The following is a 15579-nucleotide window of genomic DNA, read 5'->3' on the forward strand; positions in this document are numbered from 1 at the left end:
GGTCCCGCGTCCCGAACCGGCGCCCCGCGCCCCCGATCCCCGCCCAGGAGCCGATCCGATGAGCATGTCCGCAGAGCGCACCGGTGCGCCGGACGCGCCGGAGGCGGCCGGCCAGGAGCCGGCGCCCGCCCGCACGCCGGGCCGCTGGTCCGCCGTGCTGCGCCAGATGGCCGGGACCCGCCGCGTGCTGTTCGGCGCGGTCGTCATCGTGCTGATGGTCGTCATGGCCTGGGTGGGGCCGCTGCTGAGCCCCTGGGACTTCGGCGAGCGCGACTACTCCGCCTTCCTGCAGCCGCCTTCGGCCGACCACTGGTGGGGCACCGACAGCACCGGCCGCGACGTGTTCGTCAGCACCATGGTCGGCCTGCAGAAGTCGGTCATCATCGGCCTGCTGGTCGCGGTGCTGTCCACCCTGGTCGCGGCGGTGGTCGGGGCGTTCGCCGGGTACTTCCTCGGCGTCACCGACCGGGTCCTGATGTGGATCACCGACCTGATGCTGGTGCTCCCGAGCTTCCTGATCCTGGCGATCCTCTACCCGGTCCTGCGCGACCAGGGGTGGCTGGTCTTCGTCGGGCTCCTGGCGGCCTTCCTGTGGATGGTGACCGCCAAGATGGTGCGCGGCATGACCATCTCCCTCAAGGAGCGCGAATACGTGCTGGCCGCCCGGTACATGGGCGTGCCGGCCTGGACGATCATCTTCCGGCACATCATCCCGAACATGTCCTCGCTACTGATCGTGGACGCCACGATCAACGTCAGCTCGGCCATCATCGTCGAGACCAGCCTCTCCTACTTCGGGTTCGGGGTGCAGCCGCCGGACGTCTCGCTCGGCTCCCTGATCTCCGACGGGGCGAGCCAGGCCGTCACCCACCCGTGGACCTTCGTGTTCAGCACGGGCCTGCTCGTGCTTCTGGTCCTGGCCGTCAACCTCATCGGGGACGGGCTGCGCGACGCCCTCGACCCGCAGTCCGAGCGCCGGTCGTAGGGGAGAAGGAGAAATGACCGAGACCATCACCCGTACCGGTGCGGACGAGCCGGGCGCCGCCGAGACCGGCGCCCCCGTGCTGGAGATCGAGGACCTCCACGTCACCTTCCCCGGGCGGGGCAAGAGCCCCGATGTCCGGGCGGTGCGCGGCGTCGGCTACAGCGTGCGGCGCGGCGAGATCCTGGGCATCGTCGGCGAGTCCGGGTCGGGCAAGTCGGTGTCGTCCATGGCCGCCATGGGGCTGCTCCCCGACAGCGCGCGCATCACCGGCTCCATCCGCCTGCACGGCGAGGAGCTGCTCGGCCTGGACGACAAGGCCATGTCCGCCAAGCGCGGCTCCCGGATCGCCATGGTCTTCCAGGACCCCCTGTCCGGGCTCACCCCCGTGTACACGGTCGGCGACCAGATCGTCGAGGCCATCCGCGTGCACAACCCCAAGATGCCCAAGGACAAGGCCGCCGCGCGCGCGGTGGAGCTGCTCGAACTGGTGGGCATCCCCAACGCGGCCCACCGCTTCAAGTCCTTCCCGCACGAGTTCTCCGGCGGCATGCGCCAGCGGGTCATGATCGCCATAGCGATCGCCAACGACCCCGACGTCATCATCTGCGACGAGCCCACCACCGCGCTCGACGTCACCATCCAGGCGCAGATCCTGGAGGTCCTCAAGGCCGCCCAGCGCGAGACCGGCGCCGCCATCGTGATGATCACCCACGACCTGGGCGTGGTCGCCGGGCTCGTGGACCGGATGCTGGTCATGTACGCCGGGCGCCCGGTCGAGGTCGGCGCCGTGGACGACGTCTACCACCGCACCCGCATGCCCTACACCATGGGCCTGCTGGGATCGGTGCCCCGCCTGGACACCGACGAGCGCGCGCCGCTGGTGCCCATCAGGGGCAACCCGCCCTCGCTGAGCGACCTGCCGCCCGGCTGCCCCTTCGCGCCGCGCTGCCCGATCGCCACCGCCGAGTGCGACCAGGGCGAGCCGGAGCTGCTGGAGATCGGCGGCCAGGGGCACACCGCGGCCTGCATCCGCGCCCCTGAGATCGACCGCGAGGGCTGGACCGCCGCCGACGTGTACCCGGTCCCGGAGGCCGCCCCGCCGCCCGAGGCGCAGGTCCGCCGCGAGGACCGGGAGACGGTGCTCCAGGTCGACGGCCTGGTCAAGCACCACCCGCTGATGAAGGGCGCGGTGTTCAAGCGCCGGGTGGGCACCGTCTACGCGGTCGACGGGGTCGGCTTCGACATCGCCGAGGGCGAGACCCTGGGGCTGGTCGGCGAGTCCGGCTGCGGCAAGTCCACCACCCTGATGGAGATCCTCAGCCTGGAGCGGCCGCAGGGCGGGACGGTCGACCTGCTCGGCCGGCGCTCGGGCACCATGAACGCGCGCGAGCGCTTCGCGGTCCGCCGCGACGTGCAGGTGGTCTTCCAGGACCCGATGAGCTCCCTGGACCCGCGCATGCTCGTCTTCGACGTGGTCGCCGAGCCGCTGCGGACCCACGGCCTGCCCAAGGACCGGATGCGCGCGCGGGTGCACGAACTGCTCGACCTGGTGGGGCTGGACCCGGCGCACGCGGGGCGCTACCCCCAGGAGTTCTCCGGCGGCCAGCGCCAGCGCATCGGCATCGCCCGCGCCCTGGCCCTGGAGCCGCGCCTGCTGGTGCTGGACGAGCCGGTCTCGGCGCTGGACGTGTCCATCCAGGCCGGCGTGATCAACCTGCTCGACGAGCTGAAGGCGCGGCTCGGCCTGTCCTACCTGTTCGTCGCGCACGACCTGTCGGTGGTGCGGCACATCGCCGACCGGGTCGCGGTGATGTACCTGGGCCGGATCGTGGAGATCGGCGCGGTCGACCGGATCTTCAGGGACCCGGCCCACCCCTACACCCAGGCGCTGCTCTCCGCGATCCCCATCCCCGACCCGGAGAAGGAGCGCAACCGCTCGCACATCGTGCTCCAAGGGGACCTGCCCAGCCCGGCCGACCCCCCCTCGGGCTGCCGGTTCCGGCCCCGGTGCCCCAAGTTCGCCGGGCTGTCCGAGGCCGAGCGCACGCCGTGCATCGAGGTCTCGCCCGACCTGGAGGCCACCGGAGGCGACGACCACACCGCGGCCTGCCACTACGCGCAGGGGCGCTCCGTCGTCTGACCTCCCCTGCATCCCCCGCTCCGGCTCCGGCCGGCAATCCAAGGAGGAATGAGCAGTTATGCGTACGAGACGGACAGTGGCCTACGCCGCGCCGGTCCTGGCGCTGGCGCTCGCCGCCACCGCCTGCGGCGGTGGCGGCGACGACGGCGGCGGGGACGGCGACACCCCCACCCTTGAGGACATCGCGGCCTCCGACCTCAATCCGGTCCCGCGAGAGGAGCTGGAAGAGGGCGGCATCTTCGTCTACGGCAGCTCGCAGCCGGTCGACCAGCTGATGAGCCACCACACCGACGGCAACCTGGGCGCGGTGGTGGAGATCATCAAGGCCGTCATGCCGAGCGCCTTCCGGTACACCGACAAGGGCGAGGCCGAGCCCAACCCCGCCTACGTCGAAGAGTTCGAGATGAACGACGAGGGCACGGAGATGGACTTCGTGCTCAACCAGGACGCCGAGTGGTCCAACGGCGAGCCCATCACCTGGGAGGACTACGAGCAGCAGTGGAAGACGCTGTCCGGCCAGGAGGACGGCGACTTCGGTGCCCCGGGCGAGGTCTACGCCTACCAGAGCGTCGAGGACATCGAAGAGGGCGGGAACGAGTACGAGTTCACCGTCACCTTCTCCGAGCCGTTCGGTGAGTACGGCATGCTCTTCGAGAACCTGTACCCGAAGGAGGTGATGGAGGACGCCGACAAGTTCAACGAGGACTACATGAACGACATCCCCATCACCGCGGGACCGTTCGACTTCAAGGAGGTCGACGAGAGCTCCGACACCACCATCCTGGAGCGCAACGAGGACTGGTGGGGCGACAAGGCGCTGCTCGACGAGATCCACTTCCAGCCGGGCGACCCCGAGGGCCAGGCCCAGGCCTTCGCCAACGGGGAGATCGACGGCTTCTACGTCGGCTACACCGCCTCGACCTATGAGACGGCCAGCGGCCGCGAGGACGGCCACGTCACCCAGGCCATCGACAACGGCTACCGGTACATCGAGATGAACGCCGACCGCCCGGTGCTGTCGGACGTCGACGTCCGGCACGCGGTCATGCTCGGCATCGACCGCCAGGCGCTGGCCCAGCTCTCCCTGGAGAGCATCAACTGGCCCAGCGACCCGACCGCCAACCGGCTGCTGCGCTCCTCCGACCCGCACTTCCAGGACAACTCCGGCGACCTGGGGGAGCAGGACCAGGAGCGCTCCCGGGAGCTGCTGGACCAGGCGGGCTGGACCCTCGACGAGGGCGCCGAGGTGCGCACCAACGAGGACGGCGAAGAGCTGGAGATGCGGTTCTTCTGCCCGGCCGGCGTCAAGGCCTGCGAGTCCGAGGCCCAGGTGACCAAGGACATGCTGGGCGAGGTCGGCATCAAGGTCGTCACCGACTCGATCCCCACGGACGCGTTCTTCAACGACCACATCTACACCGGCGACTTCGAGCTGGCCTCGTTCGTCCAGGTCGGCAGCACGCCCTACGTCGGCGAGAGCTTCGAGAACTTCACCGGGCCGTTCGGCGACGACGGCGAGGACTGGGGCAACAACAACGCCCGGACCTCCACCGACGAGATCAACGACAAGTTCGACGAGCTGCGCCAGACGGTCGACCCGGACGAGTACGGCAAGCTGGCCAACGAGATCGACGCGCTGCTGTGGCAGAACGGCCAGGGCATCCCGTTCTTCCAGCGCACCGGCACCTACGCGATGGCCGACGACCTGGCCAACGTCGGCGGTCCGGGACTGCAGTCCAACTGGCACTACGAGGACATCGGCTGGACCACGCCGCAGGACTAGTGGTCTCCACCGGTCCCGTGACCGTGTCATGGCCGCCTCACGGGCCCTCGCCCGTGAGGCGGCCGGGCGGGTGCCCTCCCGGTGGGGGCGCGCCTCCGTTCCGGGGGCGGGTCCGTAACCGGACCGGAGGGCGTGTCATCCGGCCCTGAGTTCGGCGCGGGACCCCCGGAAACGCGCCGTGCTCTGATCGACAGCGGACGCGGCGGGGCCGGGGGTCCCTGAGATCCGGCCCCGGCCGCCCCCCCCGGGGGCACTGCCTGCCGCCCGCATAGACACCCTTGTTGATCTCGGGGAAGCCGGGGTAATACTCGCCGGTATTACCCCGGCTTCCCCGAGATCAACGGCGAGGAGGGGGCGCGCACCGGGGCGGGGCCGGGGCCCGCGCCGCAGTGGTCGCACCGCTCACAAGGACGCGGCCGACAGTTCCACCACTCCAGCGGACACCACCGACACCGGACGCCATGGGGCCGACGGGGCCCTTGCTCTGGTTTCGGTTCCGGTCTCCGAGTGCTCTCGGTGCTCTCGGTGCTCTCTCAGCGAATGAACGGCGGGGCGGCCGCACCGCCGTTCCGCGCCGTTCCGCTTCTTCTCGAAAGCCCCTGCGGGTCGACCGCCCTCCGAGCGCCTTCCTGACACTTCAGGGGCCGCCTCCTGCTCACGCGCCTTCGCGCAGGATCTGTTCCAGCTCGGCCTCGTCGATGATGGCGATGTCCTGGCCCTTGGCGCGGTACTCCTCGGCCTTGCGGCGCTTGCTGGTGGCCTGTGCGTGGTCGCCCACGACCAGCACCGTCACCTTCTTGGTGACGTTCTTGGAGATCGAAGCGCCCACGGCGGCGACCTCCCGCCACAGCTCGATCTTGTCGCGCCGCGTGTCGCTCAGGCAGACCACGGCGCCGTACAGGGGGCCGTCGGGGTCGGCGTCCAGGTCGGGCTCGGGGGGCTCGGCCTTGCTGTGCTCGTTCCAGCGCGCGAAGCGGCCCCCGGACCGGTCGAAGCGATCGCCGCGGCCGCCCCTGTCGCGCCTGCGGCACCACAGCGCCCGCCGGCCCGGGGACACGCGCCCCATGGAGACGTTCTCGGCCTCGCACAGCGCCTGGAGGGTGGGCGCGCCGCGCTCGCGCATGAGGGCCAGCACGATCTCGGCGCTGCCCTCGGCGTCGGAGAGCGGGTTGTGGTGGTCGAGGGGGAAGCCGATCCGCTCGCACAGCGTGGGCAGCTTGTGGTTGCGGCTGTCGGTCCACACGGCGTCGGCCAGCACGTAGGAGCAGGAGAAGTGCAGGTCGGGCACCTCGGTGGAGGTGTAGGAGCAGGCGCGCTCGATGACGTCCATCTCCATGCGGGCCCAATGGGCGACGACAGGGGCGCCGTCGGTGAAGGCGAGGATGCGCTTGAGGGCGTCGGGCCACTCCGGGGCGTCGCGGACGTCCTCGGCGGTGACGCCGCCGTTGTAGGGCGCCAGGGCGGGGTCGAACCAGTCGGCGGGGGCGGGAGGGCGCACGTACTCGAGGTGGCGCTCGACGATCCGGCCGCCGCGGACGCGGACCATGCCGACCCGGCAGACGCTGCCGTTGTCCTCGTTGGCCGTCTCGAAGTCCAGCGCGACCCAGGTGTCGTGCTCGGCCGCCTCCGGCCCGGCGGCCGTTCCTCCGGCGGACCCTCCAGCGGCCGTCGCCCGCCCGTCCTGGGCGGGGTTCTCCACGAACGGGAGCCCCTCCAGGGGGAGCGGGTCCCCGGTCCCGTCAACCATCAGTGCACCTCCACAGCCGCGGCCCTCGCCGACGGCACCCACGGATTGTCCCGTAGACCTGTGACGCCCTGGGGCGTCGCGAGACGCCTCGGGACATCCCCCGGGCCCGGGGACGCATCGCGGCGTCCGGGGGGTGCTCTGGGCGCCCTGGGACACCGAGGAAGGGCGAGGACCCTACCGAGCCGACGATATGCGGTCCGGGGGTGTCGCACGGCCGTACCGGCGCGACGGGGGATTTTCGGAGGACCCGAATGAGGCGGCGGACCTCTGACGGACGAGGACGGTGTCCTGCCAAGGGTGTGAGTTCGCCCGGTCGGTCTGACCTGGATGCGTCCGGAACGCGGTGAGCCGTTGTGTGGTGGTCGAAGGGGCCGCTGCTTCCATGGCCGGGCTCTTCGCCGGGGAAGTCGGACTTCGGGGCCCGGCAGCCGGGGACGGGCAGGCGGGACCGCCTGGAGGCGAGGGTCGGCAGTGCGTTCGTGAAGCCACACCGCACCAAGGGACGCGACTCGGACGAGCGTGAGAGCTTCGTAGGATCCCGGCTACTGAGCCTTTCGGAAGGCGCGTAAGGTGCGTGGGGTCCCGCCCCTGGGCCCGGGCGGGGCGCCTGCCGGGGCCCGCGGCTGCTCGGCGCATCGCGCCGCTCAGCGCGGCCTCAGCGCTGAGCACACGCGAACCGTGGCGTCCGTTCTCCGAACCTCACGGAATCTCCGGAATGCACAGGAGAGCTGCGCGTTCACAGCGGACCGCCTTCCCCGCGCCGCCGACCAGGAACTCTGTCCCCTGGTCCAGGGGCCTGGCCGCCGCTGACCCGTCCTCTCAGGCCACCGCGGGAAAGGCGGTGGCGGTCCCGTCCTCGGCGAAGCGCAGGCCCACCGTCCCGTCGGTCAGGTCGGGGGCGGCCCCGGGGTCCAGTTCCAGGTCGTTCTGGAAGTCCAGGCTGTAGATGCCGGGGGCGTCGCCGCCGAGCCCCTTGTCGGTGTAGAGGACTCCGTGCCACACGCCCCGGATGTCGGTCGGGACGCTGCCGCCCAAGGCGTCGTCGTTCCAGAGGCGGTCGCCGCTCCCGGAGGTGTAGACGTAGACGGCGGGGGAGGTGTGGCCGCCGTTCCAGCACACCAGCATCGACTGGTCGTCGTAGCGGCAGACCTGGTCGCGCATGCGCTCGGTCCAGTAGGCGGTCTCGCCCTCGGCGGCGTCGACCACCGCCCACTCGGGCGCCGGCTCGTCGCCGACGGAAGGGGACGACTCACGGCCCACCAGGAGGCGTGAACCGTCCATGGAGGAGACCCTTAGGGGCACGGCGGACTCGCCGCCCTCCTCGTCCCACAGGCGCCAGCGGAAGGCTCCGTCCATAGAACCGACGGCCGACAGCACGCCGACAGGGGGACCGGAGGGCCCGCCCGGCCCTGCATCGAGTGACTCGCCGTCCTGCCGACCCTCTTGGTCCTGCCGCCCTTCGGCGGCGTCGGCCGTCGACCAGCCGACAACCGTGCCGTCCACCACGGCTTCTGGGCGCAGCCGGCCCTCGCTCCACAACCGGTCGCCGCTCTCAGGGGAGAAGGCGACTGCGGTGCCATAGGAGACCACGACGGCGTCCTCGTCCGCGCCCACGGCGAACACGTCGTCGGGGTCGGGCGGAGGCCCGGAGGGGATGTGCTCGGCGCGCCAGAGCGGGTGGCCGTTGCGGGCGTCCGCGGCAACGACTTCCAGACGCTCCTGCCCGACGGCGTTCCCCTCCCCGGGGTTGCGCGTCTGGAAGGCGCCGACGACGACGGCCCGTCCGTCGATCTCGGTGAGCACGGCGCTGTCGGGGCGGGCGTCCACGACCGGCTGCCGGGTGGGCATCGACCAGAGCTCGCGCCCGCCGAGCGCGTCGTAGGCGTGCAGGCCGTCCTCGTCGCTGAAGTAGACGGTGCCCTCGTCCATTGCCAGGCGCAGTGCCCGGCCCTCTTCGCCCGAGCCCGCCCCGAGGTCGATCTCGGTGGCGGCGCCGGTGTCGAACTCCGTGGGGGGATCGAACACCTGGTCCTGGGCGCCTTGCTGCTCGGCGGTCCCGCCACTGCCGTCGGCGTCGGTCACGGAACAGGCGGGCGCCGCGAGGACGACGGCGGCGAGCAGCGGAGCGAGTCGCCGGGCCGGCCGACGCAGGGGCTCTCCGGTCTGCACGGAACACCTTCGGACGGAGGGGACGGGGCGCCGTCGCCGGCTCCGGCGGCGACGCGGGGGCACGAAACCCTCACTCTAGAGAATTTTCCGCGATTCGTCGCGAACGGGGCGCCCGGACCCGTAGTGCCTCGGGAACCCGCGGACGCACCGCCCGGGGATCCGCACTCGGACTCCTCCCGGGGACCCGCGCCCGCTTCCCCGGGAAAGGACGGGCGCCGCCCCGTGCCGATATCCGGAGCAGGCCGCCGGTAGGCGTTCAGCGCCTCCTCCCTGCCGCGCCCACGCCGTCTGCACAACGCCTGCCCCGGGGCCGCCCGGCCGCCCCGCCCGCTCCCGCCAGCGGGGCCGTTCCGACCGGGTCCGACGCTCCCGTCCTGAGCGCTCCTCCCGGTAGGGACCCGTCCATCTCCCGCCCTGGCCGGATCGCCCCAAAGCCGTCATGGCCGCGGCCCGGCCGGGATGCCGGGGCGCGCCGGAACATGATCGGGCTCGGCCAGGGCCGATCGGGGCAGGACTGGGCCTTCCCGGGGCCGGTCGAAGCCCGGCCGTGGCCGGGCCCGCCGACGGCGCACACCGCCGCCCGTGCCCCGCGCGCTGTTCTTCCGCGCCGTCTTCCTACGTCGGGACGTCCGGCCACGGGCGCCGCGGGGACCGCCCCCGGGTCCCACGCGCCCTGCCGTCCGTACGCCCCGGCCGCCTCAGCTCGGCGCGGCGTAGTGCGTCTCGGTCCGCCTCAGCCTGGCGTGGTGCGCCCTGGCCCAGCCCTCGCCCGCCCCGGCCCGGCGGGACCCGGCGTCGCCCTGGCGCGGCCCTGTCTCGGCCGTTCGTGCCTCGGCCTGGGCGGTCTCTCGGCCCTCCCTGGGGCCTGCCCTGCCTCGGCCCGGCCCTGCGTCGGCCCGGCTCCGCTCAGACGCCCACGGACTCCGCGGATCGCCAGCGCTCGATGGCCTGCGCCCGGTTGCGCACGTGCAGCTTGGCGTAGATGTGGTTGATGTGGTTCTTGACGGTCTTCTCCGACACCACCAGGTGGTCGGCGATCATCGAGTTCGACATGCCTCCGGCGACGAGGCGCAGCACCTGGGCCTCGCGGTCGGTCAGGCCGCTCTCCGAGCGCAGCGCCGCGGCGGCCGCCGGGCCGCGCACGGAGGTGATCGCGTCGACCTCCTCCTGTCCGGCCCCGGAGCGGGCCACCGCCTGTACCGCCTCGGCCAGCTCCGGCGGGGTGAACGAGCCGTAGGCCAGAGCGGCGGTGGCGCCCTGGGTCAGCGCCTCGCGGACCGCCTCGCCGTCGCCGGGGAAGGCGAGCAGGACCACCGGCGTGATCGCCGAGAGCTCCTTGATCGCCCCGGAGGGGCCCAGCGCGGGGATGCGGGCGCCGACCAGCGCCGCGTCGGGGCCGGTCTCCTCCGCGATCTTGACGGCCTCGGCGCCGCTCGCCGTCTCCACGACGGTGAGACCGGAACCGCGCTGGAGATTGGCGGCCAGGCCGGCGCGTATGACGAGGTCGTCGTCGGCGATGAGGACGGTGAGGGGAGACGAGAGGGTCATGGGGGCTCCTGGATCGTCGCTCGGGTGCAGCGTCGCTACTCTCCGCAGTCGGACCGGGCGTCCGAGTCCCACGGTCCGGGGCTCGGCCGCCCGCGCGGGCGACGTTTGTGGGGTAGTGGGGGGTCTGTCGCGGGGGTTGCCGGTGTTGCGGTACTTGTGCCCCGGATTGTCCGGACGTATGCCGCGCCGCCACATGACCGGAAGTGGCCGCACGAACGGGGTTCACGAGATCGTCAACGAGCCGCCGAAAACCGCCACGAACGTTTCGACACCCAAAATCCGGACAAGGCCCCCGCCGTGTCCGGACGGCCGTGTCGAGGGCACGACCGGACGGCCCGAGGAGGTCCTCACTCCCCCCCCCGGGAGATGGGAGAACGCCTCATACGACGCAGGGCGTCCGGGCGTGAGTCAGATGCACTCGCCATAGTCCGTGGTGAAGGAGGCGGCCTTGGCGGTCGAGTAGCACATTCCTACCGGGCCCGGTCGGGCGCCGGCGATCTCAGGGGACTGAAAGACGAGCAGCCCCTTTTCCGCGGCGCCAGGGAACACGAGCGTGTTCTCGTTCTGCTCTTCTCCGGCCGGGTAGCCGAGCTGAGGGCTATAGCTGAACGGCTCGGCCGGATCGATTCGCCCTCCCTCCGCGAGGACGTAGAAGTTCGACTGGTCGAAGCGGGGGACCTGGCCGCGAACGCCCAGGGACTGCCCGTTCACCGTGATCCGTACGCCTGTGCTCGTCCTTTCGGCGCCAGAGACATTGACATGAAGGGACGTCGCGCTCCCAGAGGAGAAGGCTGCGCTGTCGCCGGTGTCCGCGACTGTGGCCCGGGCCTCGATCGCTCCGTCGGCCCTCAGGTCGACGGCTTCCGGAGGCGCGGCTGCCGGTGAGGCGGTCGCGCCTCCATCGTCGTCTCCGTCCTGAGCGGTCTCATCGCCGCCCTGAGCGCCGCCGTCGACGCCTCGGCCGTCTCGACCCTCCCTGCTGTCCGACCCCGCTCCCGAAGAGGCGTCCAGGGCGGATGGGGCCGCCACGGTCGTCACGCCCGCCAGTGCGAGACCGGCGGCCGCTGCGAGGCCGATCATCAGGCCGTGCCGTGAACGCTTCGGGGGAGGAGCGGGAAGCGGGGACTCCATGTCCGTCCAGGTCGCTGTCAGGAGGGCCTGGACACCTGCGATGGGGGCGGCCGGTGTGCGCCCCGACCACTGGGTCACGAGCGTCGACACGAGCGCCGCCGCTTCCGGCCGGTCCTGTGGCTCTTTCGACAAGGCAGCACGGACCAGGGGCAGGAGTGGCTCCGGGACGCCCCGGAGGTCGGCTTCGTCGCGCATGATGCGGCGAGCGAGGACGTCCATGGGACCGGTTCCGAACGGCTCGCGCCCCGTGGACGCGAAGGCCAGGATCGTCGCCCAGGAGAAGACGTCGGAGCGATCCGTGGCCCCCTGGCCGGCATGAGCCTCGGGGCTCATCCACTCGGCGCCTCCCACTGGGCCGCCGGTTCGAGCGGAGCCGAAGCCGACCAGTTTGGGGGCGTCGGGGCCGAGGACGATGTCCGCGGGCTTGAGCCGGAGGTGCACGGCGTCCTGGGCGTGTACGCGGGCGAGGGCCTCGGCGAGCCCGACGCCCAGTGCGACGAGACGGTCGCCCGTGAGGGGGCCGCGGTTCCGCACGTAGGCGAAGAGCGTAGGGCCGGGGACGTACTCGACCGCGAGCCAGGGCGGCTCGGTGTCGATGTCGGCGTCATAGAAGCGGGGGAAGCACAGTCCCAGCGCGCGTTTGGCGAGCATGACCTCTTCGGCGAAGCGCGCATGGAACTCGGCATTGCCCACCAGCTCCTCGCGTACGGTCTTGACCGCGGCGAGGCCGGACAGGCCCTGCTGGTGGCCGGCGTACACGGCGCCCATGCCGCCGGCGGCGATCCGGCCGAGGAGGGAGTACGGTCCGATCTTCCGTGGGTCCCCCCTGCGCAGTGGGGCGAAGCGGGCCGGGACGAGGGGGGGAGGGTTCGCTCATTGCGCGTCGGTTCTAACGGAAGACGGGAGTGGGGGTGCATGGGGAGGACTCCGCCCTCTCCGTGTCGTTCTGGAGGGCGGAAGAAGAGTCCTCCGCGAAGGGAGAGTACACGGACACTCCGACGCCTGAAGGATCCGCTCGGTTCGGTCCGAGAGCAGCCGAATCCGGAGTCGCAGGCGAGTGCGGACGACAGGGCACCGGAAGTCCGCTCACGGGGTCCGGGCAGGAGACGCTCCCCGATCACCGGTTCCGCCCGGCCCTCGCCGCTTGGCGGGGCTCAGGCGGAGGTCGGCGGGGCCACTGTCCCGGGGCGGTCGCCCCACGCTCGGGGAACCGGTGGGCGGCCGCCGGATGCGACCGCCCACCGGCCCTTCCAGAGCGGACTCGTCGACGGGGCCCTCACCGTGCTCCGCTCGTCCGGGGGGACTGCTCCAGGCCCAGCTCGGCGCGGAGGAAGCGGCGCAGGTGGGACCGGGCCTGGTCGATGTCCAGGGGCGGGGCCCCGCGCAGGCGGCGCAGGGCCAGGCCGTCCACCAGGGCGTTGAAGCGGGTCGTCGTCTCGGCGACGTCGGTGCAGGCGAACGCCCCCTCGACGCAGCCGCGGCGGATCAGCTCGGCCACCCGGTCGGCCCACTCCTCGTACCGGCGGCGCTGCCGGTCGTCGGGGGCCGCGTCCGCGCTGGCCGCCCAGTTGTCGAACCACAGCCGCCAGTGCCGGTCGGTCTCGGCGTTGAACACCCCGTCCACCAGGACCTCCAGCCCTTCGGCCGCGGTCGGGCGGGACAGCATGCGCTCGCCCAGCGGCCGGTAGTAGCCGTCGATCTCCATGGAGACGGCCTCGGTGAGGATCTCCTGCACGCCGCCGAAGTGGTAGGTCACCGTGCCGACCGACACCCCGGCCGCGCGCGCGATGTCGCGCAGCCCCACGCGCCCGGCGCCCTTCTCCGCCACCAGCGGTACGGCCGCCTCCAGGATCAGCCGCCTGCGGACCTCGGTCGGCTGGCGGGTACGCCTGCCCGGGGCGACCGCTCGGCGCTTGGGGCCGGAGCGACGGTCCTCCGACGGCTCCGCTCCGGAGGAGGGGGCGGGTGCCTCGGGCGCCGCGGCGATCTCCTCGACATCGCCCCCGGCGCCCGCCGTCCCCGGGCCCACGTCCGCGCTCATCCCGCCGTCCTCGGGATCTCGCGCCGCCACTCCCGGCTCGCGACCGTCTCCTCACCGGAGCGGGCCTCCACGGAGCTCTGCACGACGAAGTGCTCGGCGGTGGCGGTGAGCTCGCTCGACGTGCGCACCGTGATGTCCCATCCCTCCCGTTGCATGCGGATCTCCCACCGGGAGCCTGCCATGGCCGAAAGAGGGTCGTCGACCCGGATCCTGTAGTACTCGCGGGCCTTCTCGGCGTACACGAGCCCGTCCGGGTAGGTCCGCGATCCCCCGTAGTTGGGGTCGACGTCCAGGACCCATTCGCCGGTGCCCACGTCGTGCGTGACGAGCCGCTCCGGGCGCCGCTCGCCCTCGCCCAGCACCACCGGCAGCGGCGGGGCCTGCTCCGGTTCCTCGAACACCACGGGTGCGCGGCCGGCGTCGAACCCGGCGCGCCGCTCCGGAAGCAGCAGCGCGCTCTGCGACGGCCACACCGTCAGCGACTCACCGCCCGGTTGCGGCCACACCCACGGCCAGTAGGCGGTGGACACCGCGACGCGGATCCGGTGCCCGGCAGGGAAGGCGTACCCCGTGCCGGTGAGCTCGACCTCCACGTCCTCGGGCGTCCCGGGCTCCCAAGGGACGATCCGTTCACGCCCCTGGCGCGACGACAGGTTCATCACCCCGCGCGTCACGAGCGTCGACGCCCCGTCGGGCGCCACATCGCAGACGCGGACGACCACCGTCCCCTTGGGGCGGTCGCAGTCCATGCGCAGCCGCACCCGCGCGCGCCCGAGGACCTCGGTCCGGCGTTCAAGGGGCGCGGAGTCGAAGCACGTCGATCGCCCGTCCTCCTCGCGCTGGTCCGGCGGCAGGTCGGTGGCGTTGCCGTAGGGGAAGAACCGCCCGGCGTCCACCCCCGTGTGCTGCGGGCTGTGCACCGTGACGGCACCGGCCTCGACCCCGCCCCCGGCCCCGCCCAGGGCGTGCTCGGTCCACGCCGTCGAGGGGGAGGGCCAGGCGTCGTCGGAGACCCAGCGCCCCTCCCGGACGGGGTAGGCCGTCGCCGGGGGCACCGGATCCTGGATGTAGGAGCGCAGCAGCGGCGTGTCCATCGCCCCGTTGTCCGCCCCCTTGAGCCAGTGGTCCCACCAGCGCACCGTCTCCTGGAGGAAGCCGATCTGCGGTCCCGGCTCCAGGGGCCGGTCCGGGTACTGGTGCGCCCAGGGGCCGATGACGCCCCGCACCGGCCCGGGCAGGTTCTCGGCCAGCCGCAGCACCGTGTCCCGGTACGGGTCGGCCCAGCCGCCCACGGCGAGTACCGCGGCCTCCACCGCCGTGTAGTCCTCGCACACGCTCCCGTGGCGCCAGTAGCCGTCGCGCGCCTGGTGGTCCAGCCAGGTGTGGACGAACGGCTCCAGGGCGTCCAGGCGCTCCCTCCACATCGGCAGCCACTCCTCGCCGACCGCCGCCGGGTCCGGCGGGCGCGCGGTGAAGGCCAGCATCGTGCCCGACCACCCGGCCATGTCGATGCCCAGCACCGACCCGCCGGTGTAGTGGACGTCGTTGTCGTAGCGGTCGTCGGTGGAGCACACCGTGACCACCGCCTTCAGCGGCTCGGGGCGCAGCGCCGCCAGCTGGAGGGAGTTGAAGCCGCCCCAGGAGATGCCGAACATGCCGACGCGGCCGGTGCACCAGGGTTGTGCGGCCAGCCACTCGATCACGGCGACACCGTCCTCCAGCTCCTGAGGGGAGTACTCGTCGCGCATCACGCCTTCGGAGTTGCCCGCGCCCCGCAGGTCCACCCGTACCGACGCGTACCCGTGGCCCGCGTAGTAGGGGTGGCGCTCGGCGTCGCGCGGCGCCGTCCAGTCGCCCTTGCGGTAGGGCAGGTACTCGAGCAGGGCGGGCACCGGCTCCTCAAGGGCGTCGGTCGGCAGCCACACGCGCGCGTGCAGCCGGGTGCCGTCGCGCATCGGGATCCACATCTCGCGCATCTCGATGTCGCGCGGGAACTCCTCGCGGTACTTCATCTCCCCCGTCTCTCTCCTTCATG

Annotated in this window: 9 protein-coding genes; 3 read left to right on the forward strand and 6 right to left on the reverse strand. The window is 72.4% G+C overall.

Going from position 1 to position 15579, the window contains the following annotated elements:
• Positions 1-58 precede the first annotated feature (58 nt).
• Genes C892_RS0111515 through C892_RS0111525 form a run of 3 tightly spaced genes read left to right on the forward strand, consistent with a single transcriptional unit; the run spans position 59 to position 4908 of the window.
• Positions 59-985: an ABC transporter permease gene (locus tag C892_RS0111515; protein WP_017557312.1), complete on the forward strand. Its 927-nt coding sequence runs from the start codon at positions 59-61 to the stop codon at positions 983-985.
• Between the two features lie 13 nt (positions 986-998).
• The gene (locus C892_RS0111520; RefSeq protein ID WP_017557313.1) at positions 999-3125 is read left to right on the forward strand and encodes a dipeptide ABC transporter ATP-binding protein; all 2127 of its coding nucleotides are present in this window, start codon (positions 999-1001) and stop codon (positions 3123-3125) included.
• Positions 3126-3183: 58 nt separating this feature from the next.
• Positions 3184-4908: an ABC transporter family substrate-binding protein gene (locus tag C892_RS0111525; RefSeq protein ID WP_026124302.1), complete on the forward strand. Its 1725-nt coding sequence runs from the start codon at positions 3184-3186 to the stop codon at positions 4906-4908.
• Between the two features lie 655 nt (positions 4909-5563).
• Here C892_RS0111525 and C892_RS0111530 read toward each other — a convergent pair.
• The 6 genes from C892_RS0111530 to C892_RS0111555 all read right to left on the reverse strand — a co-directional run bounded on the left by C892_RS0111530 (position 5564) and on the right by C892_RS0111555 (position 15556).
• The gene (locus C892_RS0111530) at positions 5564-6655 is read right to left on the reverse strand and encodes an exonuclease domain-containing protein (RefSeq protein ID WP_017557315.1); all 1092 of its coding nucleotides are present in this window, start codon (positions 6653-6655) and stop codon (positions 5564-5566) included.
• Between the two features lie 819 nt (positions 6656-7474).
• Positions 7475-8824, reverse strand: a complete 1350-nt coding sequence (locus C892_RS0111535) for a BamB-related PQQ repeat family beta-propellar protein (protein ID WP_017557316.1) — start codon at positions 8822-8824, stop codon at positions 7475-7477.
• Between the two features lie 906 nt (positions 8825-9730).
• The gene (locus C892_RS0111540; RefSeq protein WP_017557317.1) at positions 9731-10372 is read right to left on the reverse strand and encodes a response regulator transcription factor; all 642 of its coding nucleotides are present in this window, start codon (positions 10370-10372) and stop codon (positions 9731-9733) included.
• Between the two features lie 408 nt (positions 10373-10780).
• On the reverse strand, positions 10781-12337 hold the full coding sequence (locus C892_RS29960; protein ID WP_338040847.1) for a serine/threonine-protein kinase: 1557 nt from the start codon (positions 12335-12337) through the stop codon (positions 10781-10783).
• A 442-nt stretch (positions 12338-12779) separates the two neighbouring features.
• A complete protein-coding gene (locus C892_RS0111550) occupies positions 12780-13544 on the reverse strand; it encodes a TetR/AcrR family transcriptional regulator (RefSeq protein WP_040685386.1) in 765 nt (254 codons plus the stop codon).
• Positions 13541-15556, reverse strand: a complete 2016-nt coding sequence (locus C892_RS0111555; RefSeq protein WP_017557319.1) for a CocE/NonD family hydrolase — start codon at positions 15554-15556, stop codon at positions 13541-13543. Before C892_RS0111555 ends, C892_RS0111550 begins: the two co-directional genes overlap by 4 nt.
• Positions 15557-15579: the final 23 nt, after the last annotated feature.

This window comes from Nocardiopsis baichengensis YIM 90130, from assembly GCF_000341205.1.
Lineage (GTDB): Bacteria > Actinomycetota > Actinomycetes > Streptosporangiales > Streptosporangiaceae > Nocardiopsis_A > Nocardiopsis_A halophila.